The 19,577-nt window shown below is 71.5% G+C and carries 17 protein-coding genes; 7 read left to right on the top strand and 10 right to left on the bottom strand.

All coding sequences use genetic code 11. The features are described 5' to 3' along the window. Nucleotides 1–1,276 precede the first annotated feature (1,276 nt). The gene (locus tag H958_RS0124075) at nt 1,277–2,644 is read right to left on the bottom strand and encodes a sialidase family protein (RefSeq protein WP_156028238.1); all 1,368 of its coding nucleotides are present in this window, start codon (nt 2,642–2,644) and stop codon (nt 1,277–1,279) included. A gap of 269 nt (nt 2,645–2,913) precedes the next feature. Here H958_RS0124075 and H958_RS39965 point away from each other — a divergent pair, with 269 nt between their 5' ends. After that, complete coding sequence (locus H958_RS39965) at nt 2,914–3,102, top strand: hypothetical protein (protein WP_156028237.1); 189 nt, start codon at nt 2,914–2,916, stop codon at nt 3,100–3,102. Continuing rightward, the gene (locus H958_RS46720; protein ID WP_156028236.1) at nt 3,099–3,251 is read left to right on the top strand and encodes a hypothetical protein; all 153 of its coding nucleotides are present in this window, start codon (nt 3,099–3,101) and stop codon (nt 3,249–3,251) included. Before H958_RS39965 ends, H958_RS46720 begins: the two co-directional genes overlap by 4 nt. A 116-nt stretch (nt 3,252–3,367) precedes the next feature. Here the strand turns inward: H958_RS46720 and H958_RS0124060 are convergent, their stop codons facing one another. After that, nucleotides 3,368–5,173 (bottom strand): coagulation factor 5/8 type domain-containing protein, encoded by a 1,806-nt coding sequence (locus H958_RS0124060; protein WP_196807530.1) that lies wholly within the window; start codon nt 5,171–5,173, stop codon nt 3,368–3,370. A 446-nt stretch (nt 5,174–5,619) separates the two neighbouring features. Between H958_RS0124060 and H958_RS0124055 the strand changes: the two genes are divergently transcribed. The 3 genes from H958_RS0124055 to H958_RS0124045 all read left to right on the top strand — a co-directional run bounded on the left by H958_RS0124055 (nt 5,620) and on the right by H958_RS0124045 (nt 7,529). Beyond that, nucleotides 5,620–6,447 (top strand): hypothetical protein, encoded by an 828-nt coding sequence (locus H958_RS0124055; protein WP_028060518.1) that lies wholly within the window; start codon nt 5,620–5,622, stop codon nt 6,445–6,447. Between the two features lie 273 nt (nt 6,448–6,720). Further along, nucleotides 6,721–6,909 (top strand): hypothetical protein, encoded by a 189-nt coding sequence (locus H958_RS0124050; protein WP_156028235.1) that lies wholly within the window; start codon nt 6,721–6,723, stop codon nt 6,907–6,909. Beyond that, entirely contained in the window at nt 6,906–7,529 is a 624-nt protein-coding gene (locus tag H958_RS0124045) for an MBL fold metallo-hydrolase (RefSeq protein WP_028060516.1), read from the top strand. The genes H958_RS0124050 and H958_RS0124045 overlap by 4 nt, the downstream gene beginning before the upstream one ends. Nucleotides 7,530–7,877: 348 nt before the next feature. Here the strand turns inward: H958_RS0124045 and H958_RS0124040 are convergent, their stop codons facing one another. From H958_RS0124040 to H958_RS0124020, 5 genes are all read right to left on the bottom strand, one after another. After that, nucleotides 7,878–9,425 carry a hypothetical protein gene (locus H958_RS0124040; RefSeq protein ID WP_028060515.1) on the bottom strand — a complete coding sequence of 516 codons (1,548 nt, stop codon included), beginning with the start codon at nt 9,423–9,425 and terminating at the stop codon, nt 7,878–7,880. 117 nt (nt 9,426–9,542) lie between these two features. Continuing rightward, nucleotides 9,543–9,755 carry a GNAT family N-acetyltransferase gene (locus H958_RS0124035; RefSeq protein ID WP_407641165.1) on the bottom strand — a complete coding sequence of 71 codons (213 nt, stop codon included), beginning with the start codon at nt 9,753–9,755 and terminating at the stop codon, nt 9,543–9,545. 30 nt (nt 9,756–9,785) lie between these two features. Then, nucleotides 9,786–11,756, bottom strand: coding sequence for a hypothetical protein (locus tag H958_RS0124030; protein ID WP_028060513.1), 1,971 nt, complete (start codon nt 11,754–11,756; stop codon nt 9,786–9,788). Beyond that, a complete protein-coding gene (locus H958_RS0124025; RefSeq protein WP_231379358.1) occupies nt 11,753–12,991 on the bottom strand; it encodes a TolB-like translocation protein in 1,239 nt (412 codons plus the stop codon). Before H958_RS0124025 ends, H958_RS0124030 begins: the two co-directional genes overlap by 4 nt. A gap of 107 nt (nt 12,992–13,098) precedes the next feature. Then, on the bottom strand, nt 13,099–15,906 hold the full coding sequence (locus H958_RS0124020) for a helix-turn-helix transcriptional regulator (RefSeq protein WP_028060511.1): 2,808 nt from the start codon (nt 15,904–15,906) through the stop codon (nt 13,099–13,101). 157 nt (nt 15,907–16,063) lie between these two features. On the opposite strand from H958_RS0124020, the gene H958_RS0124015 reads away from it, so the two are divergent. After that, the gene (locus tag H958_RS0124015; RefSeq protein ID WP_028060510.1) at nt 16,064–16,285 is read left to right on the top strand and encodes a hypothetical protein; all 222 of its coding nucleotides are present in this window, start codon (nt 16,064–16,066) and stop codon (nt 16,283–16,285) included. 195 nt (nt 16,286–16,480) lie between these two features. Here H958_RS0124015 and H958_RS39960 read toward each other — a convergent pair whose 3' ends face one another. The 3 genes from H958_RS39960 to H958_RS0124005 all read right to left on the bottom strand — a co-directional run bounded on the left by H958_RS39960 (nt 16,481) and on the right by H958_RS0124005 (nt 18,518). Continuing rightward, on the bottom strand, nt 16,481–17,389 hold the full coding sequence (locus H958_RS39960) for a DMT family transporter (RefSeq protein ID WP_051324752.1): 909 nt from the start codon (nt 17,387–17,389) through the stop codon (nt 16,481–16,483). A gap of 160 nt (nt 17,390–17,549) precedes the next feature. After that, nucleotides 17,550–17,750: a hypothetical protein gene (locus H958_RS46715; RefSeq protein WP_156028234.1), complete on the bottom strand. Its 201-nt coding sequence runs from the start codon at nt 17,748–17,750 to the stop codon at nt 17,550–17,552. 336 nt (nt 17,751–18,086) lie between these two features. Beyond that, a complete protein-coding gene (locus H958_RS0124005) occupies nt 18,087–18,518 on the bottom strand; it encodes a hypothetical protein (protein WP_028060509.1) in 432 nt (143 codons plus the stop codon). A gap of 528 nt (nt 18,519–19,046) precedes the next feature. On the opposite strand from H958_RS0124005, the gene H958_RS0124000 reads away from it, so the two are divergent. Next, nucleotides 19,047–19,577, top strand: a 531-nt coding sequence (locus H958_RS0124000) for an alpha/beta fold hydrolase (protein WP_156028233.1), incomplete at its 3' end; no start/stop codon positions are given.

Here is a 19,577-nt window from a genome sequence, read left to right as displayed (position 1 = left end):
CTACAGCAAGACGCTGACGTTCACGCTGTCCACCACGACACCGTAGGAGCGTGCACACGTAGGCGGCGGCGCACACGCGCCGCCGCCTACCGACCGCGCACATCGATTCCCAGTTGGACAAGAGCGCGGGATGTGACACCGACGCGGCCTCGCGAAGCGGCAGACGCGCCGCCCGCTCCGACGGCTGACGTGAGACTGCGTTTGCGTGTGCGTCCGGCTGATCTTCGACGGGAAGATGTCAACCTCGATTCTCGCGACGCGGTATCGAATCCGGCTGGACGTGATCATGCTCGCGCGTGAGCATCGCGGTGATGGGCGTCGCACCCTCGAGGAACAACCTCAGCGCCCGATGGGGGCTCACGACGCGCGGCGGCTATGTCAGCCCCGCCCTCGGGGGACGCGCACGAGCTCCCCGAACGCCTGCACAGCTGCTGAGGCGCGACGCCGACGCGGCGCCCGGAACGGCGTTGAGGAATACCTCGATCCCGCGCAGCAGATCCAGTGCGTCGCACATCGTGGTCGCCTGCCGGTCCGATCGACGCCACTCTCGCCGCGGGACGAGTGAGCGGACGTCGCCCGCCGCGGGTGATCTCGGGGCCGCTCGGCAGCTCGTACTCCGAGCGCCACGGGAGCGCGGGTCGCTTCGATCATGACGTCAATGGCCGCTGAGGAGCCGCCGCCGCCCTCCGTCTCGACTGCATGCCCGAGCTCGGAGGGCGAGCCGCCCAGCACGCCGACGATGCCGTCGTACGGTGCTCCATCTGGGATCAGCGACCCCGCGCTCGACGCGTGCGTATGTGCCCAAGGACTCCCAGGGACTCTGTAACAACTTTGCGAATTCCAGCCACTTCTCGGGTCGTTCGCGCTAGCGTCGGGCGCTAAGCAAAAAGTGCCCCGGCGGCGCAGCAACGCCCCGGGGCCGGCACAGGAGGTGCAACTCCTATGCAGTGGGACCGTACCGCCGAGACGGCGGTTTTGTCGGGGACCGTGCGAGGTCTCGGAGTCAGCGACGTGTTGTGCGCCGAGCTCATACCTCTGCTGCGGCTCTCGTAGGCGGTCGCATGATCGTGCCGGCCGATGGCTACGAGTATCGCTCCCGCCGCTTCGCCCGAGGCGGCCGCGTGACTTCTGAGGGACGCGGCCGCGCGCGCCTGGCGAAGGCGATCAAGGTCGCCTTCGCTTCGTCGTCGGGGAGGCCGTCGAGCGCCTCGATCGCTAAGTGGAGCAGGGACAGCGCGAGCCCGTAGGCCTCAAGCGCCGGCCTGCCGCATGCCGGTCAGTTGGGGTAGCCGAGGGGTGTGCCGCCGGTCTGGACCGCGGAGCCGGTGTAGGTGCCGCTGCCGCCGAGGTCGGGCGAGTCGTGCGAGTAGGCGATGTGCGCCCAGCCTGACTGGTCGGTGTCGACACCGAAGTCGTCGAACAGCTGGCGGCCGCCGGTGCAGGAGATGCCGCCCTCGCACACCTCTCCCTTGTGCACGGAGGTCACCCGTGTCGGCGCGCCCCAGCCGCGCGCGGTGCTGGAGAGGTTCTGGACGAATTCGGCGTACCAGGTCTGGCTGGCGCCGGTCTTATCGGCGCCGTAGTAGACGAGGTCGACGCCCTTGGAAGTCGCGACGATCCAGGGGAAGATGGCCTGCGGGCTGCCGCTTGAGACCTTGCCCGAGCACGTCCACGTGCGGCCGTGGTCGGCGGACGTGGCGGTGCGGATCTTCGCGCCGTCCGACCACGCGTACCAGAGCGTGCCGTCGGGGGCGACGGAGACGTTCGGGAAGTTCTGCGCGACGCTCACGCCCGCCTCGTACGAGCAGGGGATCGCGCGGTCGGTCCAGCTGTTCCCGCCGTCGTTGGAGACGGCGAGGAAGGCCTCGTCGAGGTCGGAGTCCGACGAGTCGTGCGGCGCCGCGAACGACTGGTAGGCCCAGAACTGCCCGGCCACCGCGGCCGCGGTGTTGCGGTGGTCAATGACGATGTTGCCGAGCTCGTTGTTCATTGCCTTGTAGTCGGTGTCGGGGATCGCCCGCGAGAGCTGCGTGTAGAGCGCACCGCCGTTGTCGGAGCGCAGCACGTCGATGTTGTCGGTGACGATGTCGTGGTAGGTCAGCAGCGAGGTGAAGGCGCCGAAGGCGGCGATCCACTCGCGGTCGTCGACCGGGATCCCGCCCTGCACGGGCGTCTGGGAGAACGTCGTGCCGCGATCCTGAGAGGTGGCGACGTTGATCGAGCCGAGGTTGAGGCTGGCGACGTAGACGTTGTAGTTGCCGGCCGCGTTGCGCTCGGGCGCGATCGCGATGTCGATGTCGCCGCCGGACGCGCCGACACCGCCGGTGCCGTTGGGCTGGCCGCGGTACTCGAGCGCGCAGCCCGACGCGCCGCTGCCGCCGGGCGACGAGAGCCCGCGCCACACGTCGCTGCCGCTGCCCACGCCGCGCTCGGAGCCGAGGAAGACGTCGTTGGCGCGCGAGACGTGGATGGAAGGCTCGCCGTCGGTATTGGTGCCGCATCCGCTCGCGCCGACCGTGGAGGCCTGCAGCTGACCGAACGAGAAGCTCGCGGCGTAGGCCGCGGGTGCCGCGAGCGCCGCGGGAGCGAGCGCGCAGGCGGACAACGCGGCTCCGGCGGCGAGGCGACCGAGACGAGTGCGCATCGGCGTCCTCCTTGGACAAGTGGTGTTGCAGGCCGGAAACGCCGCCGAAGCTCGAAACTGGCGCCAACCGCTGAGCGGCGTCAACACATCCCGACTTTCGCGGAGACCTCGAGGGCCGGGATGATGTCGTGGTCGGAAGGGATGCTCCGCGACGATGGCCAGAGCACGTAAGTACCCGGAGGAGCTGCTGGATCGAGGCGTCGGGCTCGTGTTTGAGTCTGGGCGGCCGATCGCGCACGTGGCCGGGGATCTGGGGGATCAGCTCGGAGGTGCTGCGCAAGCGCGTGCGCCGGGCCGAGGCGGAGAGCGGTTCGCGGCCGGATCTGCCGACGGCGGGCGAGCGCGAGGAGATCCGCAAGCTGCGGCGCGAGGACTACGAGCTGCGCCGCGCGAACGAGATCTTGAAGGCGGCGAGCGTGTTTTTCGCGATCGAGCTCGATGCAGACCGACCGAGGTGAGCTGCTTTATCGAGGAGCATCGCGGCCGCTTCGGCGTCGAGCTGATCTGGCGGACCCTGGGCGTGTCGGTGTCCGCCTATTTCCAGCGCAAGACCGGGCAGCGGTCGCGCCGCGCGGTCGAGGACCAGCGGCTGCTCGCTCGCATCTGAGAGCTGCACGCGGTCAACTACTACGCCTATGGATCGCGGCGGATGTGGAAGGCGCTCGGTCGCGCCGGCGAGTCCGTCGGGCCCGGGCGGGTGTGGCGTGGACCCCGTCTCGTCTGTCAGGGGAACAGAGTGACGAAGCTCGGCGAGCCCGTGTTCGCGTTGCTGACCGGCGCGCCCGTGTCGTTGACGACGTGGTCGATCGTCCCGGCTCCGAGGTTGACGGTCAGCACGTGGGTCAGGCGCACCCCCGGCGTGACGGGCACCTCGAAGCCGTGGGACGCGTGGATCGTCGGGTCGATGTTGGTGAAGATGTACGACCCGCCGCCCCAGAGCTCGTGCGTCGTGACGTTGTCGGCGACCTTGTAGGCGGCCCAGCCGAGGATTCCGTCGTGCTGCCAGGCGGCCTGGTTCGGGGCGTCGTACGGCAGCTCGTTCTGGAAGAACACCGTCCGGCCGCGCTCGCCGTTCCAGATGACGTTGTACTCCTGGTAGTGCTCGACGAACAGGCCGGTCGCGACGACGTCGTCACCGTTGACGACGACGCCGTTGCGGCCGGTGTTGACGTTCCAGCCGACCGAGCCGGGGACGCCGTGGTCGGCCCGCCATGCCCAGATGTGGTCGAGCAGCACGTTGTCGCTGTTGACCTCGAGCGTGACGTCGGCCCTGCCGGCGTGCGGCCCGCCGACGCGGAAATAGACGTCGTTGAGCGTCGTCGGGTCGTCCGGTCGATCCTTGACCGCCCCCTCGTTGCCGTTCTTCGTTCCCACGCGCAGCAGGACGGGCGATTCCACCGCGCCGCCGTCAATGGTCACGCCCGCGACGACGACGCCGGGAACGTCGGCCACGGTCAGCGGCACGGCGCCGCCGACGGCGGTGAGCGTCGGGTGGCCGATGCCGAGGACGACCGTGTCCGCGTGCTTGACCTTGATGGTCTGCCCGATGCCGTAGACCCCGGGCGTGAGCAGCAGGTTTCGGCCGCGTGAGAGCTGCTCGTTGATCACCTGGACGGAGTCGCTCGGCTTCGCGACGAAGAAGTCCGTGAGGGGTATCGTGCTGCCCGGCGTCACGCCGTGCTCCCACGTGAGGCCGCGGGAGCTCTGCTGCGCCGCCGGGACCCGCACCTGATAGCTGCCGCCGTCGTCGACCAACAGGAACGGCTTCTCGCGGCTCACGGGGGTCGTGTCGAGCGTGGTGTACGGCGGATTGGGGAACCCTGCGTCCGACGGCGCGCCCTCGGTTCCGGCGAAGACCTGGTTCCACACGCCGTTGGACCAGCTGCCTATCTTGCTGTTGCGGGCCAGCCACTGCTGCTGCGAGCCGTTGATGACGGTACCGGCGCGGCTGTCGCCCATGTACCCGCCGCTTGCGTACTGCGGACCGGCGGTGCAGTAGTCCATCAGCGACAGGGTGCCGCCGGTGACGTCGACCCTGCGCAGCGACGCGGCCTGCGACACCGCCCAGAAGTTGGCCGAGGCGCGACAGCCGTCCTGTCCGCGCGCGTTGACGTGGATCGTGAGGTTCGACAGCGTGCGCCAGAAGTTGTCGAGCGCGAGGCAGTTGGACCCGTTGGGGCCCAGGCAGCGGTTGTAGACCTCGACCTTGCCGTTGATGACCACGTCGGACGGCGCCGCTCCGAGCCCTGCGACGTCCGTGTAGTAGCCGACCTTGATCTGCAGCGGATGGTCATTCGTGCCGTACACGCCCGGCTTGAACAGCAGCGCGTAGCGATCGGCGCCCATCTCGTTGTCCACCTGTCGCGCATAGATCCCGTCGGCGGTCGCTTGGATCTCGCTGACGGGCATGCTCGGATCGAAGACCACGGTCGTCGCCCCGAGGCTGGGCGCGTTCGCGCTCGTCGCCGGCGGCTCCGCCGCAGAGGCGGCGGCGGCCGGCGCCAGCGCCACGGCCGCACCGAGAAGCATCGCGCCGAGGTGTCGTCGGATCCTGTCAACCACGGGTCGTCTGGTGCAGGGGTCGGATGCGAGCTTCATGGGCGCGAGACCTCTCCGATCTGGTGACACGGCTAGGCAAGACGGTGCCTCCCACGTCATGTCCAGCGTGACCGGGCGGCTCCAGCCTGCGCGGCAACGCTACAGGATTTGGTGAAGTCGGAGAGAGTGGTTTCGCCGCGGTTGACTGCGTTTACATCGTGTGGAGCGGGACGCCCATGGCGTGCGCTGAATCGTTGCGTTCAGATCGCCCGCGTCACGCCCGCCCATAGCTCGCCCCGCTTGCACCCGCCTGCCGGCACATGCCACGCGATGCCGTCTACACACCGCTCCTCATGCCGTTGATGCAGCCACGGCAGGGTGGGACGGGCTGACGCGCTCGGTCAAGGAGAGTGGTTGTTGCGCCGAATAGCTCGGCGATGAGCCTCGATCCGCGCATGACGGTCCGGCGCGTGCTGTCCTGGGTGCTGATCGTGGCGCTGTGCGTCGCTGCGCTCACGGCGATCGCCGCGATCGCCCGCGGTGACTTCGACGAGACCGACGGCCGCGTGATCGCCGCCAGCCTGGGGTTCGCCGTCTTCAGCGCGACGGCGGCCGCGGGCGCCTCACTTCGCTTCAGGGAATCGACGAGACTGCGCACGCTCGGGTCGGCCACCATCGGCCTCTCCGCCTTCAGTTTCCTGCTCCTGGTCATCGGGCTCTGGAGCGACGGCGACGACGGCGTGTGGCGGTGGTTTGGATCCGCCGCGCTCGCGGCGCTCGCCTGCTCGCATATGTCGCTCGTAGTGCGAGCGAAGCGCGGGACCGACAGCCTCACCGTGCGAGCCGTCGGCACGGTCTCCATGGTGTTGGCGGGAGTGGACAGCTTGGTCGGCGTCCTGGCTGTCAGCGGAGCCGTCGAGGAGGTCGACGAGAGCTTCGGGCAAGTGATGGCGGCACTCGTGGTCTTGCTGCTGCTGACCACCGCGCTGCCGCCGATCCTGCGCCGCGTCCAACGACCCGCCGAGACCCCAGCGCTGGAGCTCGGCGGCCGCGTGGGCGCGCCTGCGCGGGCCGGCGCGGCGTCGACGGGCCCGCCGGCGGCGCATTCTTCAGGCGGCCGTTCGGCGCCTCTGCCGCTGGCGGTGGCGGTGCTCGGAGTGGCGGACCGCATCGAGGCGCTCAACGCGGACCCGGGCGACCGCTCGTCCGAGATTCACCGCGAGTGCGAGCGCCTACGAGAGCTCGCGCACTCCTATTCCCCCTGAGCTCGCAGCCGCCCACTCCCCGATCGTCTTACCCGCCGCGACTCGACCAGGCGGCCGCGCCGGGAAGCGAGCGACGGGCTCCCACATCGGGCTGCTGCTCTCGCCTGGCAGCGGCCGGTGGCACCGGCTAGTCCGCGCCGCTGCTCGTGCCTCAATGCGATAGAGGTGTCGCCCGTGGATGTCGTTGATGACTTGGGCACGGTTGCTCCGATGAGTTTTGGGGGTTCGCCGGGTCATACCGGTTGGACTGTCCCCAGACGAGGAGGAATGCGGATGTCGAAAGTGATCTATGCGATGGGCGGCGTCTCGGCCGACGGCTGCATCGTCGGGCCGGACGGGCAGTCCGACTGGTCGATGCCCGACGCGGAGCTACACCGGCTTCATAGCGAGCAGATGCCCGCGCTCGCCGGCCACCTGCTGCGGCGTCGCTCAACCACCAGCGCGGTGGTCGGTACACGATGAACGCCCCTACCTCGATCACCATCACGCCAGTCTTCGTTGCCGACCTTTCCGTCGAGGGCGAGCGGATGCCGGTCTACGTGCACGTCATCGACCATCCCGATGCGCGCGTGCTGGTCGACACCGGCATGACGGAGCTGCACCCGGCGATGGCCGACATGGATCCCCGCCTCAAGCCGCTGAGCGAGCAGGACTTCGATCTCGCCGGCATCGACATCGTCGTCAACACACACCTGCACGCCGACCACTGCGGCGGCAACCACCTCTTCGCCGGCGAGCCGATCTACGTCCAGCGTCGGGAGCTCGACGACGTGCGCAGCGAGGACGACTACACCATTCGCGAGTGGGTCGAGGCGCCCGGCGTGCAGTACGTGCCGGTCGACGGCGAGCACGAGCTGCTGCCCGGGCTCCGGCTCGTCCCGGCGCCGGGCCACACACCCGGCATGCAGATGGTCGTCGTCGAGACTGGCGGCCGCCCGGTCATCGTCGGCGGCGACGTGGCGGTGTGGTTCGGCGAGTTCGACGAACCGCCCACTGAAGGCCGGCAGCGGGTCCTTGCGCTCGACCCCGAGCTCGTCTGGCTCACGCACGAGCGCGAGCCATGGCGACCCCCCACCGTCTGAGGCATCACGCCGGCCTCTCTAAGTCGTCGAGTGGCATGTAGCGAGGAGTCTTGTCGAATGCCGAAAGTGATCTACGAGACGGGCGGCGTCTCGGCCGACGGCTATATCGTCGGGCCAGACGGGAAGTCCGACGCGCGAGTTCGCGCTGATCTGGCAGGGCGCGGTCCCGACCAGCAGCCGCGGCAGCACCCGGCCCGTCGACGCGCAGCGCACGTTCATGATCGCCAGAACCACCTTCTCAAACTCGTACCTCCGAGTCTGAAGCGGCTCGCCCGGCCGAATCGAGAAGAACGCGGACAGGGGCTCGGGCGGGAGCTTGGACGTGGGCTCCCGCCGCAGCGTGGGTCGTCAGCACGAGGTCGGGAGGGTCGCGCCCGGTGGGAGGCACCGGGTCGTGACGGCCGGGGCCTTGGACTTGCGGACGGTGAGGACCTTGACCGCGCCCGTGGCGCCTAGCTTGGTGACGCGGATCGTGAGCTTGGCTCCCGGGCGGAGCGTGGTGCGGAACGGCGTCAGGGGGACGCTGCCGGACCTGGTGCTCGTGAACGTCTTCTTGCGCGGGCAGCCGGGGCCGGTGCAGGTCGCTGTGGTGGTGGCGCCCGCCGGGACTCCCGTGGCGGCCAGGCGCGTGAAGCGGGTGGACCTGGCCGTGGCGTGGACGAAGAACGCGAGCGTGAACGTGAGCTTGGGCGCCGCGGGGGCGCCGCCCGGCAACGGGCTCGGGCCGCCCGCGCCCGGCGAAGCGCCCGAGCCGGACCCCGAGCCGGAGCCCGAGCCCGGGTCCGAGCTCGGGAGCGTGACGTGGAAGAGCCGAACGGCCGGGGTCGCGTCGGTGTTGCCTGCCGTGTCGGTTCCGCGGGCGTCCAGCTCGTGATCGCCGGCGGTCAGCCCCGGCAGCACCACCGGCGACGTGCACGGCGCCCACGCGCCCCCGTCGAAGCGGCAGGCGAACGTCGCGTAGGCGTCGTCGGAGACCAGCGCGAACGTGACCGAGCTGCCCTCGACGGGCAGCCCCGACGGCGGGCCGCCCATGATGCGGACGCCCGGCGGCGTCGTGTCGACCGTCCAGGTGCGCGTGGCGATCGGCCCGTCCTGGAGCCCGTCGTTCCCGTACACGCGGAACGTGTGCGTCCCCTCGGCGAGGCCGGAGTAGGACCGCGGGCCGGCGCAGGCCGAGAACGCCGCGCCGTCCAGCGAGCAGAAGAACGTGGCCGCCTCCCCAGCGCTGAAGTCGAGCGTCGCCGACGACGACACGACCACGCCCGGCGGCCCGTCGTCGATCGTCGCGACCGGCGCCACGGTGTCGACGGTCCACGTGCGCGAGACCGCCGCCGACAGGTTGCCGGACGGGTCCTTCGCCCGCACCAGCAGCGAGTGCGCGCCCTGCGACAGGCCCGAGTACGTCACGCCGGACAGGCACGAGATCCAGCCGAACCCGTCGCGGTTGCACTCGAAGGACGACACCGGATCGTTCTTCGTCATGCTGAACATCGCCACGGTCGACGCGACCCTCCCCGAAGGGCCGCCGGCGAACGACACCAGTGGCGCCGTGGTGTCGGTGAAGCGCGCGGTCACATACATCGTGCCGACGTTCAACCCCGTCCCGAACGTGCAGATCGCCGACGCCAGCGGCGCGTCGTCGCAGTCGATCTCGCCCGTGTGCGGCTGGTCGAACCCCACGAAGCGCTGTCCGCCGGCCCAGCCGCCGGGCACGCTGGCCTGGATCTCCGGACCGGAGAACGCGCCGTAGTCGGCGGAGCAGTCCATCACTGCCGAGGCCGGCCGGCTCTCCGGCGTCGTGCAATTCAACGTCCCGCCGGCGTGGATGTCTTTCACCTGCCCCGGTCCGTAGATGTGCACCACCACCGTCACCGCGCCCGCCGGTGACGCGGCCACACCCAATAACGCCGCCGCGCAGGCGAGCACCACAGCAATCCGTCGCATTCATGCCTCCGTTCGAAGGCGGCAACGTAGCGGCGCTCGACCCTCCCTGACGAAACCTTCGGGGAAAGATCAGGGATCCGCTGGCTCGCCGACACGGCGCGCGCCCTCGCGCAGGTAGAACGGCTCCGCCTGCGCGAGCAGCGCACGGCCGACGCCGGCGCCCATCGCGTCCGGCTCGACGAACAGCGCGTCGAGCTCCGGCGGCGCGGCAGCGGGATTGACGGCGCAGAAGCCGAGCAGTGTGCCGTCGCGCTCGGCGACGTGCACAAGGATCGTGCGCAGATCGTCCTCGTCCCAGAGCAGCGAGTTCGGCTAGCGCCCGGCGACGCGCCGCGGCGCCTCGCGGTTGCCGAAGACGTCGATGCTGAAGAAGCGCGCGCGGCGAAGCGAGGTCGCGGGGATGCGCAAGCTGTCGCGGCGCAGGCGCACGGGGTGGGACCCGAGCGCCGCGACGGTGGTCGCGACGCCGGACCGATCGGTCGCCGTGAGGTGAATGGTCGCGATGTGTCCGTGGCGCGTGACGCGGGCGTGGGTGCGCGGTGGGGTGCGGTCGGCCGGGTGCGGCGCGAGCCGGCGAGAGCCGTCCCGCACGGTCGGGCCTGTGCGGTCGGCGGTGACGACGAGGTTCGTGTGGGCCGGGCCGTAGACGGTCGTCCGCGCGGTGGTGCTGATCGCCGCCACCGCTCCGCGTCGATCGGCGACCACGCTCAGCCGCGTGTCGGCCGGCATCGAGATCAGGACGTGGCCGCCCCTGGCGGTTGCCGTCAGGAGGCCCTGTCGCTGCGCGGCTGCGAGAGTCATCGAGTGTGCGCGAGCGGCCGCGGCGGCACTGCCGTTGGCCGCAGGGGTGCCGATCCGGATCGCGCCCGCGCCTCCGTTCGAGATCACGTCGAGCGCGACCGGCGCCGGGGTGGCGCACAGCGGGCTGCGGTCGACTCGCAGGGCGTGCGCGTCGGCCGGAGCCACAGTCACCGATCCGTGGACGTCATGGCTCACGAGCCCGCGCGTGAGGAGGCCGAGCCCCAGGGGTCCGAGCATGTCCGGCTCGGGGACGCAGGAGGTGTCGTTGATGACGTAGGTGCCGAGCTCCTGCCCGTCGCGCAGCACGCGCAGGCCGGCGCTGGGGAACAGGTCGGCGTCGTAGTGCAGCCGCAACGTGCCGTCGGGATCGATGTGCCCGGCGAGCTCCTGGTCGGCGGTCGGGGCGAGATCCAGGGGGATCAGCGGGTTCGCGGCGGAGAGCTTCAGCTGGAAGTCGCTGTCGCCCACCGGGGCTGCCGAGGCGGCCTTGGTCGCGCGGCCGGTCTGCGAGCACGGCCATGACTCCCCGAGCGGACCGTGATAGACCATGTCGCGGCTTGTGACGCCGAAGTCGCCGTGTTCGGCGAAGTTCGTGATGCGGCTGCCGTCCCAGTCGAACTGTGCGACCTCGAGCCCGCGGTGGGTTCCGTCATAGCCGGCGTGCCCGTCGCCGTGGAACGTTGAAGCGACGAAGCTGTCGAAGTTGGTGATGTACATGCATCCGCCGGTGAGGGCCACGGCCAAGTAGGGCAGCGGGACGGGCGTGAGCGGGTCGACGACGTGGGGCTGGGCGATCCAGCCCTGCAACTGCACCTCGTAGTGGTGCACGACGGGCGTCAGCGTCACCGTCGAGCTGGATCGCGTGTCCGTGTCGATGGTCGAGGACCCCTGAACGCTGGAGACGGCGTGCTGGGGCAGGTCGCCCGCGGCGGTCGCGGTGACGGTGCCGCCGGCGTCAAGCGCCGCGTCGTTCAGGCCGCCGTCGGCGTCGAGCAGGATCGCCGCGCCGCTCGTCGGCTGCCACAGCGGGCAGCTCTCGAAGGTTCCGGCGGGCGCCCCCTGCAGGCGTAGCCGGCCGGCCTTCACGGCGAGCTGTGCGTCGAAGTCGCCGACTCGGGTGCCGCAGTCGCCGGGGGGTGCGGGCGGGAGCCCGAAGACGCAGCCGGGAGGCTGGCGGATGTCGAGCCCGCCCTGGCGCTCCGTCGACGCCTTCAGGACCACCCTGGTCGTGCCGGTGAGCGATCCGTCGGGGCCGCGCTGCAGCACGAGGCGGCTCGTGGCGTCGGTATGGAACGCGGTCGTCTGGTGGCTGGAGCCCTGAAACGACCAGCACGCCGGCGGCTGGTAGCTGTAGGTTCCGGTGACGGTCTGCGAGCCGGCGACCGCGACGTCGAACGTCAGGGGTCCACCGTCGGCCTCGGCGGCCGCGACGGGGATCAGCAGGGCCGCGGCGGCGGCGACCGCGAGCCGGCGCGCGATCATCGCCCGGCCCGCCTGTGCCGGAGCGTGACGGTGACGCGTCCGCCGGCCGGCAGGGCGGCGCCTGCGCGTGGGCGCTGGGTGCGGACGACACGGTTCGAGCGTGCGTGGCGCGGAGCCCGCAGCGCGCAGTGCGCGCGGGCCGCGGCGGCGCGGGCGCGCGCGAGCGACTTGCCCGTCAAGCGCGGGACCGTGCAGCGCGTGCCGACGCGCGGCGGCGTGCCGCCCCCGTTCTTGGCGGCGGCCCGGACGTCGGCCGGTCCCCACGAGGGTGAGGTGCCGCCGGCGGCGAGCAGGCGCGGGGCGCCGACGGCGGAGCACCCGGCGCTGAGATCACCGACGGAGACGACGTAGATGCTGCCGCCGGACTCGTAGGCGAGGTGCGCGCCGTCGGGTGACCAGGAGACGCTCTGGTAGCCGTGTTCGTCGTTCTCCAGGCGGCAGGCGAGCTGCGGCGCCGCGGACTGGGACGCCGGCGCCGGCGGCGTGGCGGAGACGGTGTAGAGGCGCAGCGACTCGGTGATGACGAATCCGCCCCCGCCGATGGCGAGGCGGTCACCGCGGCGGGAGATGGCGCCGAATTGGGGATAGGCGGCGGCCGGGTCGCTGAACCAGTGGTAGGCGTGCGCGAGGTCGTCGGCGGCCGCCGGGTCGGCGTGGCCGAGCTCGTGGAAGATGACGTCGGTGATGCCGTCCTGACCGAGCGAGCCGGCGCCGGGGTCGAATGCCATCACGTGCCCGTTGTCGATCCAGGCGGGGTTGTCCCAGCCCTTGATCAGGCCCAGCTCGCGCTCGCCCGTCGCATCGTCGGCCCTGGTGTAGGAGACGCCGCCTTCGGTGCTCGAGGTTCCCGTCACGGGATCGACGCCTTGGGTGTGGAAGAAGGTGAAGGCGACCTTGGTGCCGTCGGGCGACACGCGCGCCGCGTAAGGGCCCGAGAATCCGCTGCCCCCGCCGAGCCCGAGCCACGTCAGGAACGGCGCGCTCGGCTGCGTGCCGTCCTGGTTGAAGCGCCACAGCCGATTGTCGTCGCCGATGGCGACGATCGTGCCGTCGTCGGATTGGGAAGGGGAGGCGAACTTGCGCCCGTGGCTGACCTGCGCCGCGCGGGCGCCGTCCGGACTGCTGACCCAGATGTCGTTGTCCTTGACGTAGGCGACGCTGTCGGCGCCGGCCGCGGCCGGGGCGAGCGCCAGGGCTCCGAGCGCCGGCGCGAGCGCGCGGCGGAGGTTGAGCATCATTGAGGGCTCCTGGGGGAGGGTGACGGCGATGCCCGCACTCTGGGGCCGGCGCGGCGGCGCTCGCCACGGGGCCGTCCCTACACCGGCCCCCCAGGGTTTGCGAGTCAGGCCAACGCGGCCGCGAGCTGCGAGCGTGACTTGATGCCGAGCTTGAGATAGCTGCTCGACAGATGCATCTCGACGGTCTTCGGAGTGACGAACAGGGCCTGGGCGATGTCCCGGTTGGTCAGGTTCTCGGCGGCCATCGCCGCGACTCGCCGCTCGCTCGGGGTGAGCGACTCGGGGCCGGAGAGGACGAGGCGGCGAGGGCGAGCGCCGGTCGCGGCGAGCTCGATCTTGGCGCGCTCGACGAGCGGAGCCGCGCCGCAGATGAACGCGACCTCGAGCCCGCGCCGGAGCGGATCGCGGGCGTCGGCGCGACGGTTCGCGCGGCGCAGCGCGGCGCCGAGGTCGGTGAGCGCCTTCGCGTACTCCAGGCGGGCGTTGGACTCGCGCAGCACGTCGACGGCCTCTTCCAGGCGATCGTGACGGCGCTCCGGCTCACCCACGGCAGCGAGCGCCCTGAGCGCCCGTCCCACCGCCCGCGGCGCTCCCCAGCGGCGCGCGAGCGCGACTTCCTCCTCGGCGAGCTCGCGGGCGCGCGGACCGGTTCCGAGCGCGAGCGCGGCGCTCGAGCGCCAAGCCATCCAGGCCGGATTGCGTCCACCGAGCGCGTCGAAGCGGCGGCCCGCGTCGAGCATCTCCATAAGGCCGCCGCGGGTGTCGCCGCCGAGGATGCGAAGGCGAGCGCGGCTCTCGGCGAGCCAGTGGTGGTGGCCGTCGTCGGGCAGCTCACCGTCGAGCGCGAGATCCGTGATCGCCAGCGCCGCGTCGTCGAGCCGTCCCCGCTCGCACAGCGCGTCGACCAGGTAGGCCGCGGGATACGGGACGCCCATATCGACGCCCCAGCGGTTGGCCAGGTGGAGTGCCTCCCGTGCATCGGACTCGGCCTCGGCAAGGGCGCCCTGGACGACGGAGAGCTTGGCGCGGAAGGTCTTCGCGGCGCAGAGCGCGAACGCCGAGCCTGACCGGTGCGCGGCGGCCAGCGAGGCGTCCCAGACGTCGGTCTCCTCGCCGGTGTCCGCGAGCGTGAGCACCAGGCCGGCCTGCACGTACGCCGCGCCGCCGTTCTGCTCGGCGAGCAGCGCCCCGCCCGCGAGGGCTCGGCGCGCCAGCGCGATCGCCTGCGTAGCCGGCGCGCCCGCCCGAGCGTCTTCATACGCGAGCAGCGCGAGCAGCATCTTCCCGCCGACTCCGTCGCCATCGTCGCCGCGGAAGCGCTCGAGCCGCTCCGCCCCGAGAGCGTGCAGGCGCGGGTCCATCGAGCCCGCGGCGACGATTCCCGCCTCGAGGCGGCGTGCGAGGTCGGCATCGGCGCCATCGAGCTCCGCGAGGCCACGGTCGAACACACGGACGGCGTCGTCGGTGTGTGAGGTGAAGAACAGCGTCGTCCCGAGCAGCACGGCCACCTCGGCGCGAGCCCGCGGCTCGGCGATGAGCCGGGTCGCCTCCTCCAGATGGGGCGCCGCCGCGGTCCCGTCCACGAGCGCCTCAGCGCGGCCGAGCTCCAGCACCACCTGCGCACGCCGGGTCTCCGACGGCGGCTCGGCCAGCGCGCGGCCGAGGTAGGCGACGGCGCTGTCGGGTGCGCCACGCGCCAGCGACTGCCGGGCCGCCTCACGCAACGTGCTCACCGTCGCGTCGCGAGCGGCCGCCGGCGTCAGCAGGAGGTGCGAGGCGATCTGCTCCGCCGCCGCGCCGTCGCGGTCGAGCAGCGCAGCCGCGTGCGCATGCGCCGCTTCACGCGTGACGCTGTTCAGTCCCGCGTACACGGCCGCGCCGATCACCGGGTGCGCGAACCCGAGCGGACCGCGGGCGGTCAGGATGTCCACGCGGCGCAGCATCCGAGCCGCGCGGACCGCCTGCGCGTGGTCGAGACCGGCGAGCGTCGCGGCGAGACGGAGCTCGACGCGGTCTCCAAGTACCGCAACCGCCCGGGCGAATTCGCTCGCGTCGCCCGGCAAGCCCGTCAGCCGCAGCTCCACCGCCCTGGCGACGGCCTGCGGCCCGATCTCATAAACGCGACCGAGCTGATCGGCCCGCGGAGCGATACCTTCGCTCTCGAGCGCGCTCAGCAGCTCCCCCAGTAGCAATGGATTGCCACCCGTCGTCTCGTGACACGCGACGGAGAACGCTGCGTCGACCTCCGCCCCTAGCCGCTCCCGCGCGAGCCGCGCGGCCGCAAGCGGGCTCAGCGCCCTGGGACGGCAGACGACGGCGTCGGGATCGTTCATGAGGCCGCCCAGCAGCCACGCGACCGATCCTGGCTCGGCGGGGCGCAGCCCCATCGCCACCAGCAGAGGGAGCCCGTCGAGCCGCCGCACGAGGTAGTCAAGCCAGCGCAGCGACGATGCGTCGGCCCAGTGCGCGTCGTCGAGCGCGAGCAGTACCGGGCGCACTGACGCGAGGTTGGCGACCAGCCAGTAAAGGCCGTGCAACGTCGCATAGCTCGAATCCGCGACGGCCGGCTCGTCGAGCGCGCCATCGTCGAACAGCCGCCGTGCCGTCCCGGCGGACCCGGCGAGCAACGCGTCGCGCCGCGCCGGCTCGGCGCGGGCGAGGACCGGCTCGAACAGCTGGCGCACCATCCCGTACGAGAACTCGCGCTCGAGTTCGCCGCCTCGCGCCCGCAGCACCTCCATCCCCGCCTGCACGGCCAGCTCTCGCGTGGCAGCCAGCAGGCGCGTCTTGCCGATCCCGGCCGGACCCTCGATCATCATCAGCCGGCCCGCGCCGGATGTCGCCGCCGCCACGGCCTGCGCAACCTCACCGACCTCGGTCTCGCGCTCGAGCAGACTGGCAACCACCCGCATCGCGCGAGTGTGACCGACCGGCGCCCCAGGGGGAAGCGGCGCCAACGTAGGGATCGATCCAGGGGTCCCTCCCGTCGCGAGCAGTTCGCCCGTGCCGCACGCTGCGACTGTCATCTACGACGTCGCGGCAACCCACGGAACTCAAGGACGGCAATCCATGGCGCTCATCTTCCTACCGATCGCGGTCGTCGTGGGGCTCGTCCTCGGCGATGTCCGGCGCGCAAGCCGTGCGTCCGTCTCGATCTGGCTCGTCGCCATCCTGGCGCTCTTGACCGTGAAGCTGAGCGGCGCTGCCGTCTCCCCGTGGGAGATGGCCGTGCTCGTCGTCTGCCTCCCTCCAGCCCTCATGCTCGCCAGGCTCGCGGCCCGCCTGCGCTGAGGTGATCCGCGAGTCATGGACGAAGTGACGGTCGTCGCCTTCGCGCTCGTACCGCCGAGGCCGAACTCATCCGCCAGCCGGAGTGGTGATCGCTCGGGCAGGGCGCTCCGCGGCGAACGGCGCAATCCGCATCTTCGTCAGAGCGACGAGAGCACGTAGTGATCGACTCCCGGTCCGTAGCCATCCAGCACCCTCCTAGTGCGGTGCCGGGAGCGCCCGCTCGTCGTCGGGTTCGGGTGGCGCCGCGCGCGCCTGGAACACGATCGCGACGATCACGATCGCGCCGCCGACGAGCGTGAGGGTGCTCGGGCGCTCGTCCAGCGCGAGCCACACCCAGAGGGGGCCGAGCACCACCTCGAGCAGGGTGATCACGCCCACCTGCGCGGCCGGTATCAGCCGCGCGCCGACGGTGAGCAGCGCGAAGCCGAGCCCGATCTGACCGATGCCGAGCGCCGCCAGCCAGACGACGTCATCGCCGCGGATCTCTCCAGGACTGGAGAAGGGAAGGAACGCCACGACGAGGATCGCCTGCGAGAGGCAGGTGGCCGGGGCCATCGAGACGTCGTGGCGCCAGCGGGTGATCACGATCATCACCGCGAACGCGAGCGCCGCCACGAACGAGAGGCCGTCGCCCGCGAGGCTGCCTTCGCTCGGGGCCCCGAGCATCACCGTGACGCCCGCCAGCGCCAGCGCCATCGCGAGAACGGCGCGCCGCGTGATCGGTTCGCCGAGCGTCACCCGGGCGAGCAGGGCGGCGAGCACGGGAGATACGGCCAAGATGAACAGGACGCGTGCCACGCTCGCGTGGTTGAGCGCGGCGATGAAGCTGCCCGACGCGGTTGCGACGCACAGCGCCACGGCGACGCCCGCAATCCCGACGGACCTGAACGCCTGCAGCGTCCGACCGCGCTCGACGACCGCGACATAGACCAGCAGCGCGGCCCCCGCGAACGCCGCTCGGCCGAAGACCTGCGTCGACGTGTCGAGCGTGAGCTGACGCTGGAGGACACCGGCCGTCGACCACGCAACGGCCGCGAGCGCCACATAGATCTGCCCGCGCCGCTGGCGCCGCGACCCCTCGAGCGCCACCGTCGCCGCCGTCACGCCGCCAAGTGATAGCGAATGCCCCGCTCGCCCGGGTCGGAACGCCCGAGGCGCGATGCGCTGACCGAAGGCATGTAGGAGGTTGCCCGAGGACGCCGTTGCTGGGCCTGCGGCGGACCACTCCGGACGCCGTCAGCGCTGCGATCCCGGCGACGCCTCGTCATCGAGGTCGAGCAGCGCGTCGATCTGCCCGACGATGCCGGGCCCGGTTGCGCCACGAGGTCATCAGGTCGGCGATCTCATGGCGGCCCAGCACGAGCGCGACGCCGAGCACGACCATCATCGTTGACGCAAGCGGCCCGTCCAGCGACGTGGCAGAGCTGCCGTCGCCGGCCAGTGCGGTGAGAAGCACGGTGCGCAAGCAGGTCATGCTTGGAGGAGGCCCGTGCGCGCGCAGTTCGCCCCCCGCACGCGCTCGGGCACCGAGGTCGGCACCATCAACGCTTGGCGTCGGCGTAGTGCGGAGCCGGTGGTTCCCCTCGACGCGAACGATCTCTCGGTGGGAGCAAGTCACGAAGTGTGGGGATGGGAGACCATCCGCGTTCGCGCGGACGAGTTGCTCGACTCCAGATGACTGCTGCCTGCGCCTCAACGGCGCGCCGCGCGCCGATGCCTCGAAGCGGTAGCGCGCGGGAGCCTGGCGTTGACTTCGGACCGAGCCGAGGGTCCGCACTCAGAGCGCCCGGCTGCCTGACGCCTACTGGAACGGACCGTGGCGGCTCATGCCATCGGCCATCCATAGGGCGACCGCCTGCTGAGTCTGGTCGGCATCATGTGCGTGCATCGAGAGCACATAGCCGTGGCCGTGCTGGTTCCATACCACGATGACGTGCCCGCCGTGGATACCTCCGGTCGGGAAGCCCTGGGCCTTCAACACCAGCGCCGGATGGGTGGCCACCGTTGCACGGCGGACGAGCTTGAGCCGCACCGGCGTGAACGTTCCCGGCCGCTGCCCCGGCTGGGCACCGACGAGCCCGAGGTCACCTGGGGTGGCGCAGCACGTCTCAGATGGCGCCGGCACGTGAACCGGCCACATGGCCTCTTGCGTCGTCTCCAACGAGAAACGGGCAAGGCGACCGCCAACAAGGACGTGGGTATGTTCGTCGCGCTCGAGTGCTCGCAGGTCCATCAGGTACGCGGAGGGACCTGGAGCCAGGTCGGCGTAGCGAACCGACCAACGCGCGGACGGCAGCCGGGGCGGACACAGGACCGGCATCGTGGCGCGCCGTGACCGAGCGACGCACGCACGCAGCACCGGCGACGGCGTACGGACCAGCACAGCGTCACCCGCCGGAGGTGCTGTAAGCGCTCCCGTGCGCGCGGTCGTCGTCGCGGTGCCATGACCATGACCGCCGCATCCCACAAGTACGGCCGCCCCCAGGGCGCTGATGGACCATCGCCGCACCATCGCCTCTAACTTACGCTGGTGCCCGGCATTTAGGTCTGGCATCGCCTAGGTCGTCCGGACCGCCCGAGCGTGAGGCTTCCGCGATCACCCGCCAGGGGGCACTGCCGCTCCTGCCTCCAAGTAGGAGCGAGGGCCGCGCATGGTCAGCTCGCTCGCCGGGCCGCCAGGGATCGCCCAACCGAAGTTGCGTTCTGGAGCTGCCTTGCGCGGTCACGGCTCGCACGTCAGAGTCGGGCGGTGGCGCGTCGGATGCTCGCTGTCCTGGTCTTGCTGGCTTCCGCGCTCGCGGTGGGCTGCGGCGGGCAGGAGCCGAAGGCGCGGCGCGGCCGGGCCGCCGAGACTCGGCGCGTTGCCCGCGTGGCGGAGGGTCCGGGCAGGCTCGTCGCGATCGGGGGCAGGCGCAGCCTCTACCTGGAGTGCGTGGGTTCGGGCAGCCCAACCGTCGTGCTGGAGGCCGGCTTCGGCGCGGACACGTTTTCCTGGCGAGACGTGCAGCCCGAGGTCGGCCGCAGCACTCGGGCCTGTGCCTACGACCGCGCGGGCACGGGCAACAGCGTCGCGCCGCCGGGCGTGCGTGACGCACGCGACGAGATCGCCGACCTTCGGCGGCTGCTCGGCCGCGCCCGCGTCGAACCGCCGTACGTGCTGGTGGGCCACTCCTACGGCGGGGTCCTGGCGCGCGTGTTCGCGCACCTCTATCCAACGGAGACGGCGGGGCTCGTCCTCATCGACACGATGGGCCGCGACGGACGACGACGCCAGCTCGCCATCTGGCCCGCG

The organism is Candidatus Solirubrobacter pratensis (genome assembly GCF_000425945.1).
GTDB lineage: Bacteria > Actinomycetota > Thermoleophilia > Solirubrobacterales > Solirubrobacteraceae > Solirubrobacter > Solirubrobacter pratensis.
This window is presented reverse-complemented; position numbering and strand designations above follow the sequence as displayed.

Coding starts and splice junctions, on each gene's coding strand:
- H958_RS0124055 (WP_028060518.1), top strand. CDS start 5,620: ATGAGCCTCGATCCGCGCATGACGGTCCGGCGCGTGCTGTCCTGGGTG.
- H958_RS0124015 (WP_028060510.1), top strand. CDS start 16,064: ATGGCGCTCATCTTCCTACCGATCGCGGTCGTCGTGGGGCTCGTCCTC.
- H958_RS0124060 (WP_196807530.1), bottom strand. CDS start 5,173: ATGCTTCTCGGTGCGGCCGTGGCGCTGGCGCCGGCCGCCGCCGCCTCT.
- H958_RS0124050 (WP_156028235.1), top strand. CDS start 6,721: ATGTCGAAAGTGATCTATGCGATGGGCGGCGTCTCGGCCGACGGCTGC.
- H958_RS0124075 (WP_156028238.1), bottom strand. CDS start 2,644: ATGCGCACTCGTCTCGGTCGCCTCGCCGCCGGAGCCGCGTTGTCCGCC.
- H958_RS0124045 (WP_028060516.1), top strand. CDS start 6,906: ATGAACGCCCCTACCTCGATCACCATCACGCCAGTCTTCGTTGCCGAC.
- H958_RS0124025 (WP_231379358.1), bottom strand. CDS start 12,991: ATGCTCAACCTCCGCCGCGCGCTCGCGCCGGCGCTCGGAGCCCTGGCG.
- H958_RS0124005 (WP_028060509.1), bottom strand. CDS start 18,518: ATGGACCTGCGAGCACTCGAGCGCGACGAACATACCCACGTCCTTGTT.
- H958_RS0124020 (WP_028060511.1), bottom strand. CDS start 15,906: ATGCGGGTGGTTGCCAGTCTGCTCGAGCGCGAGACCGAGGTCGGTGAG.
- H958_RS0124030 (WP_028060513.1), bottom strand. CDS start 11,756: ATGATCGCGCGCCGGCTCGCGGTCGCCGCCGCCGCGGCCCTGCTGATC.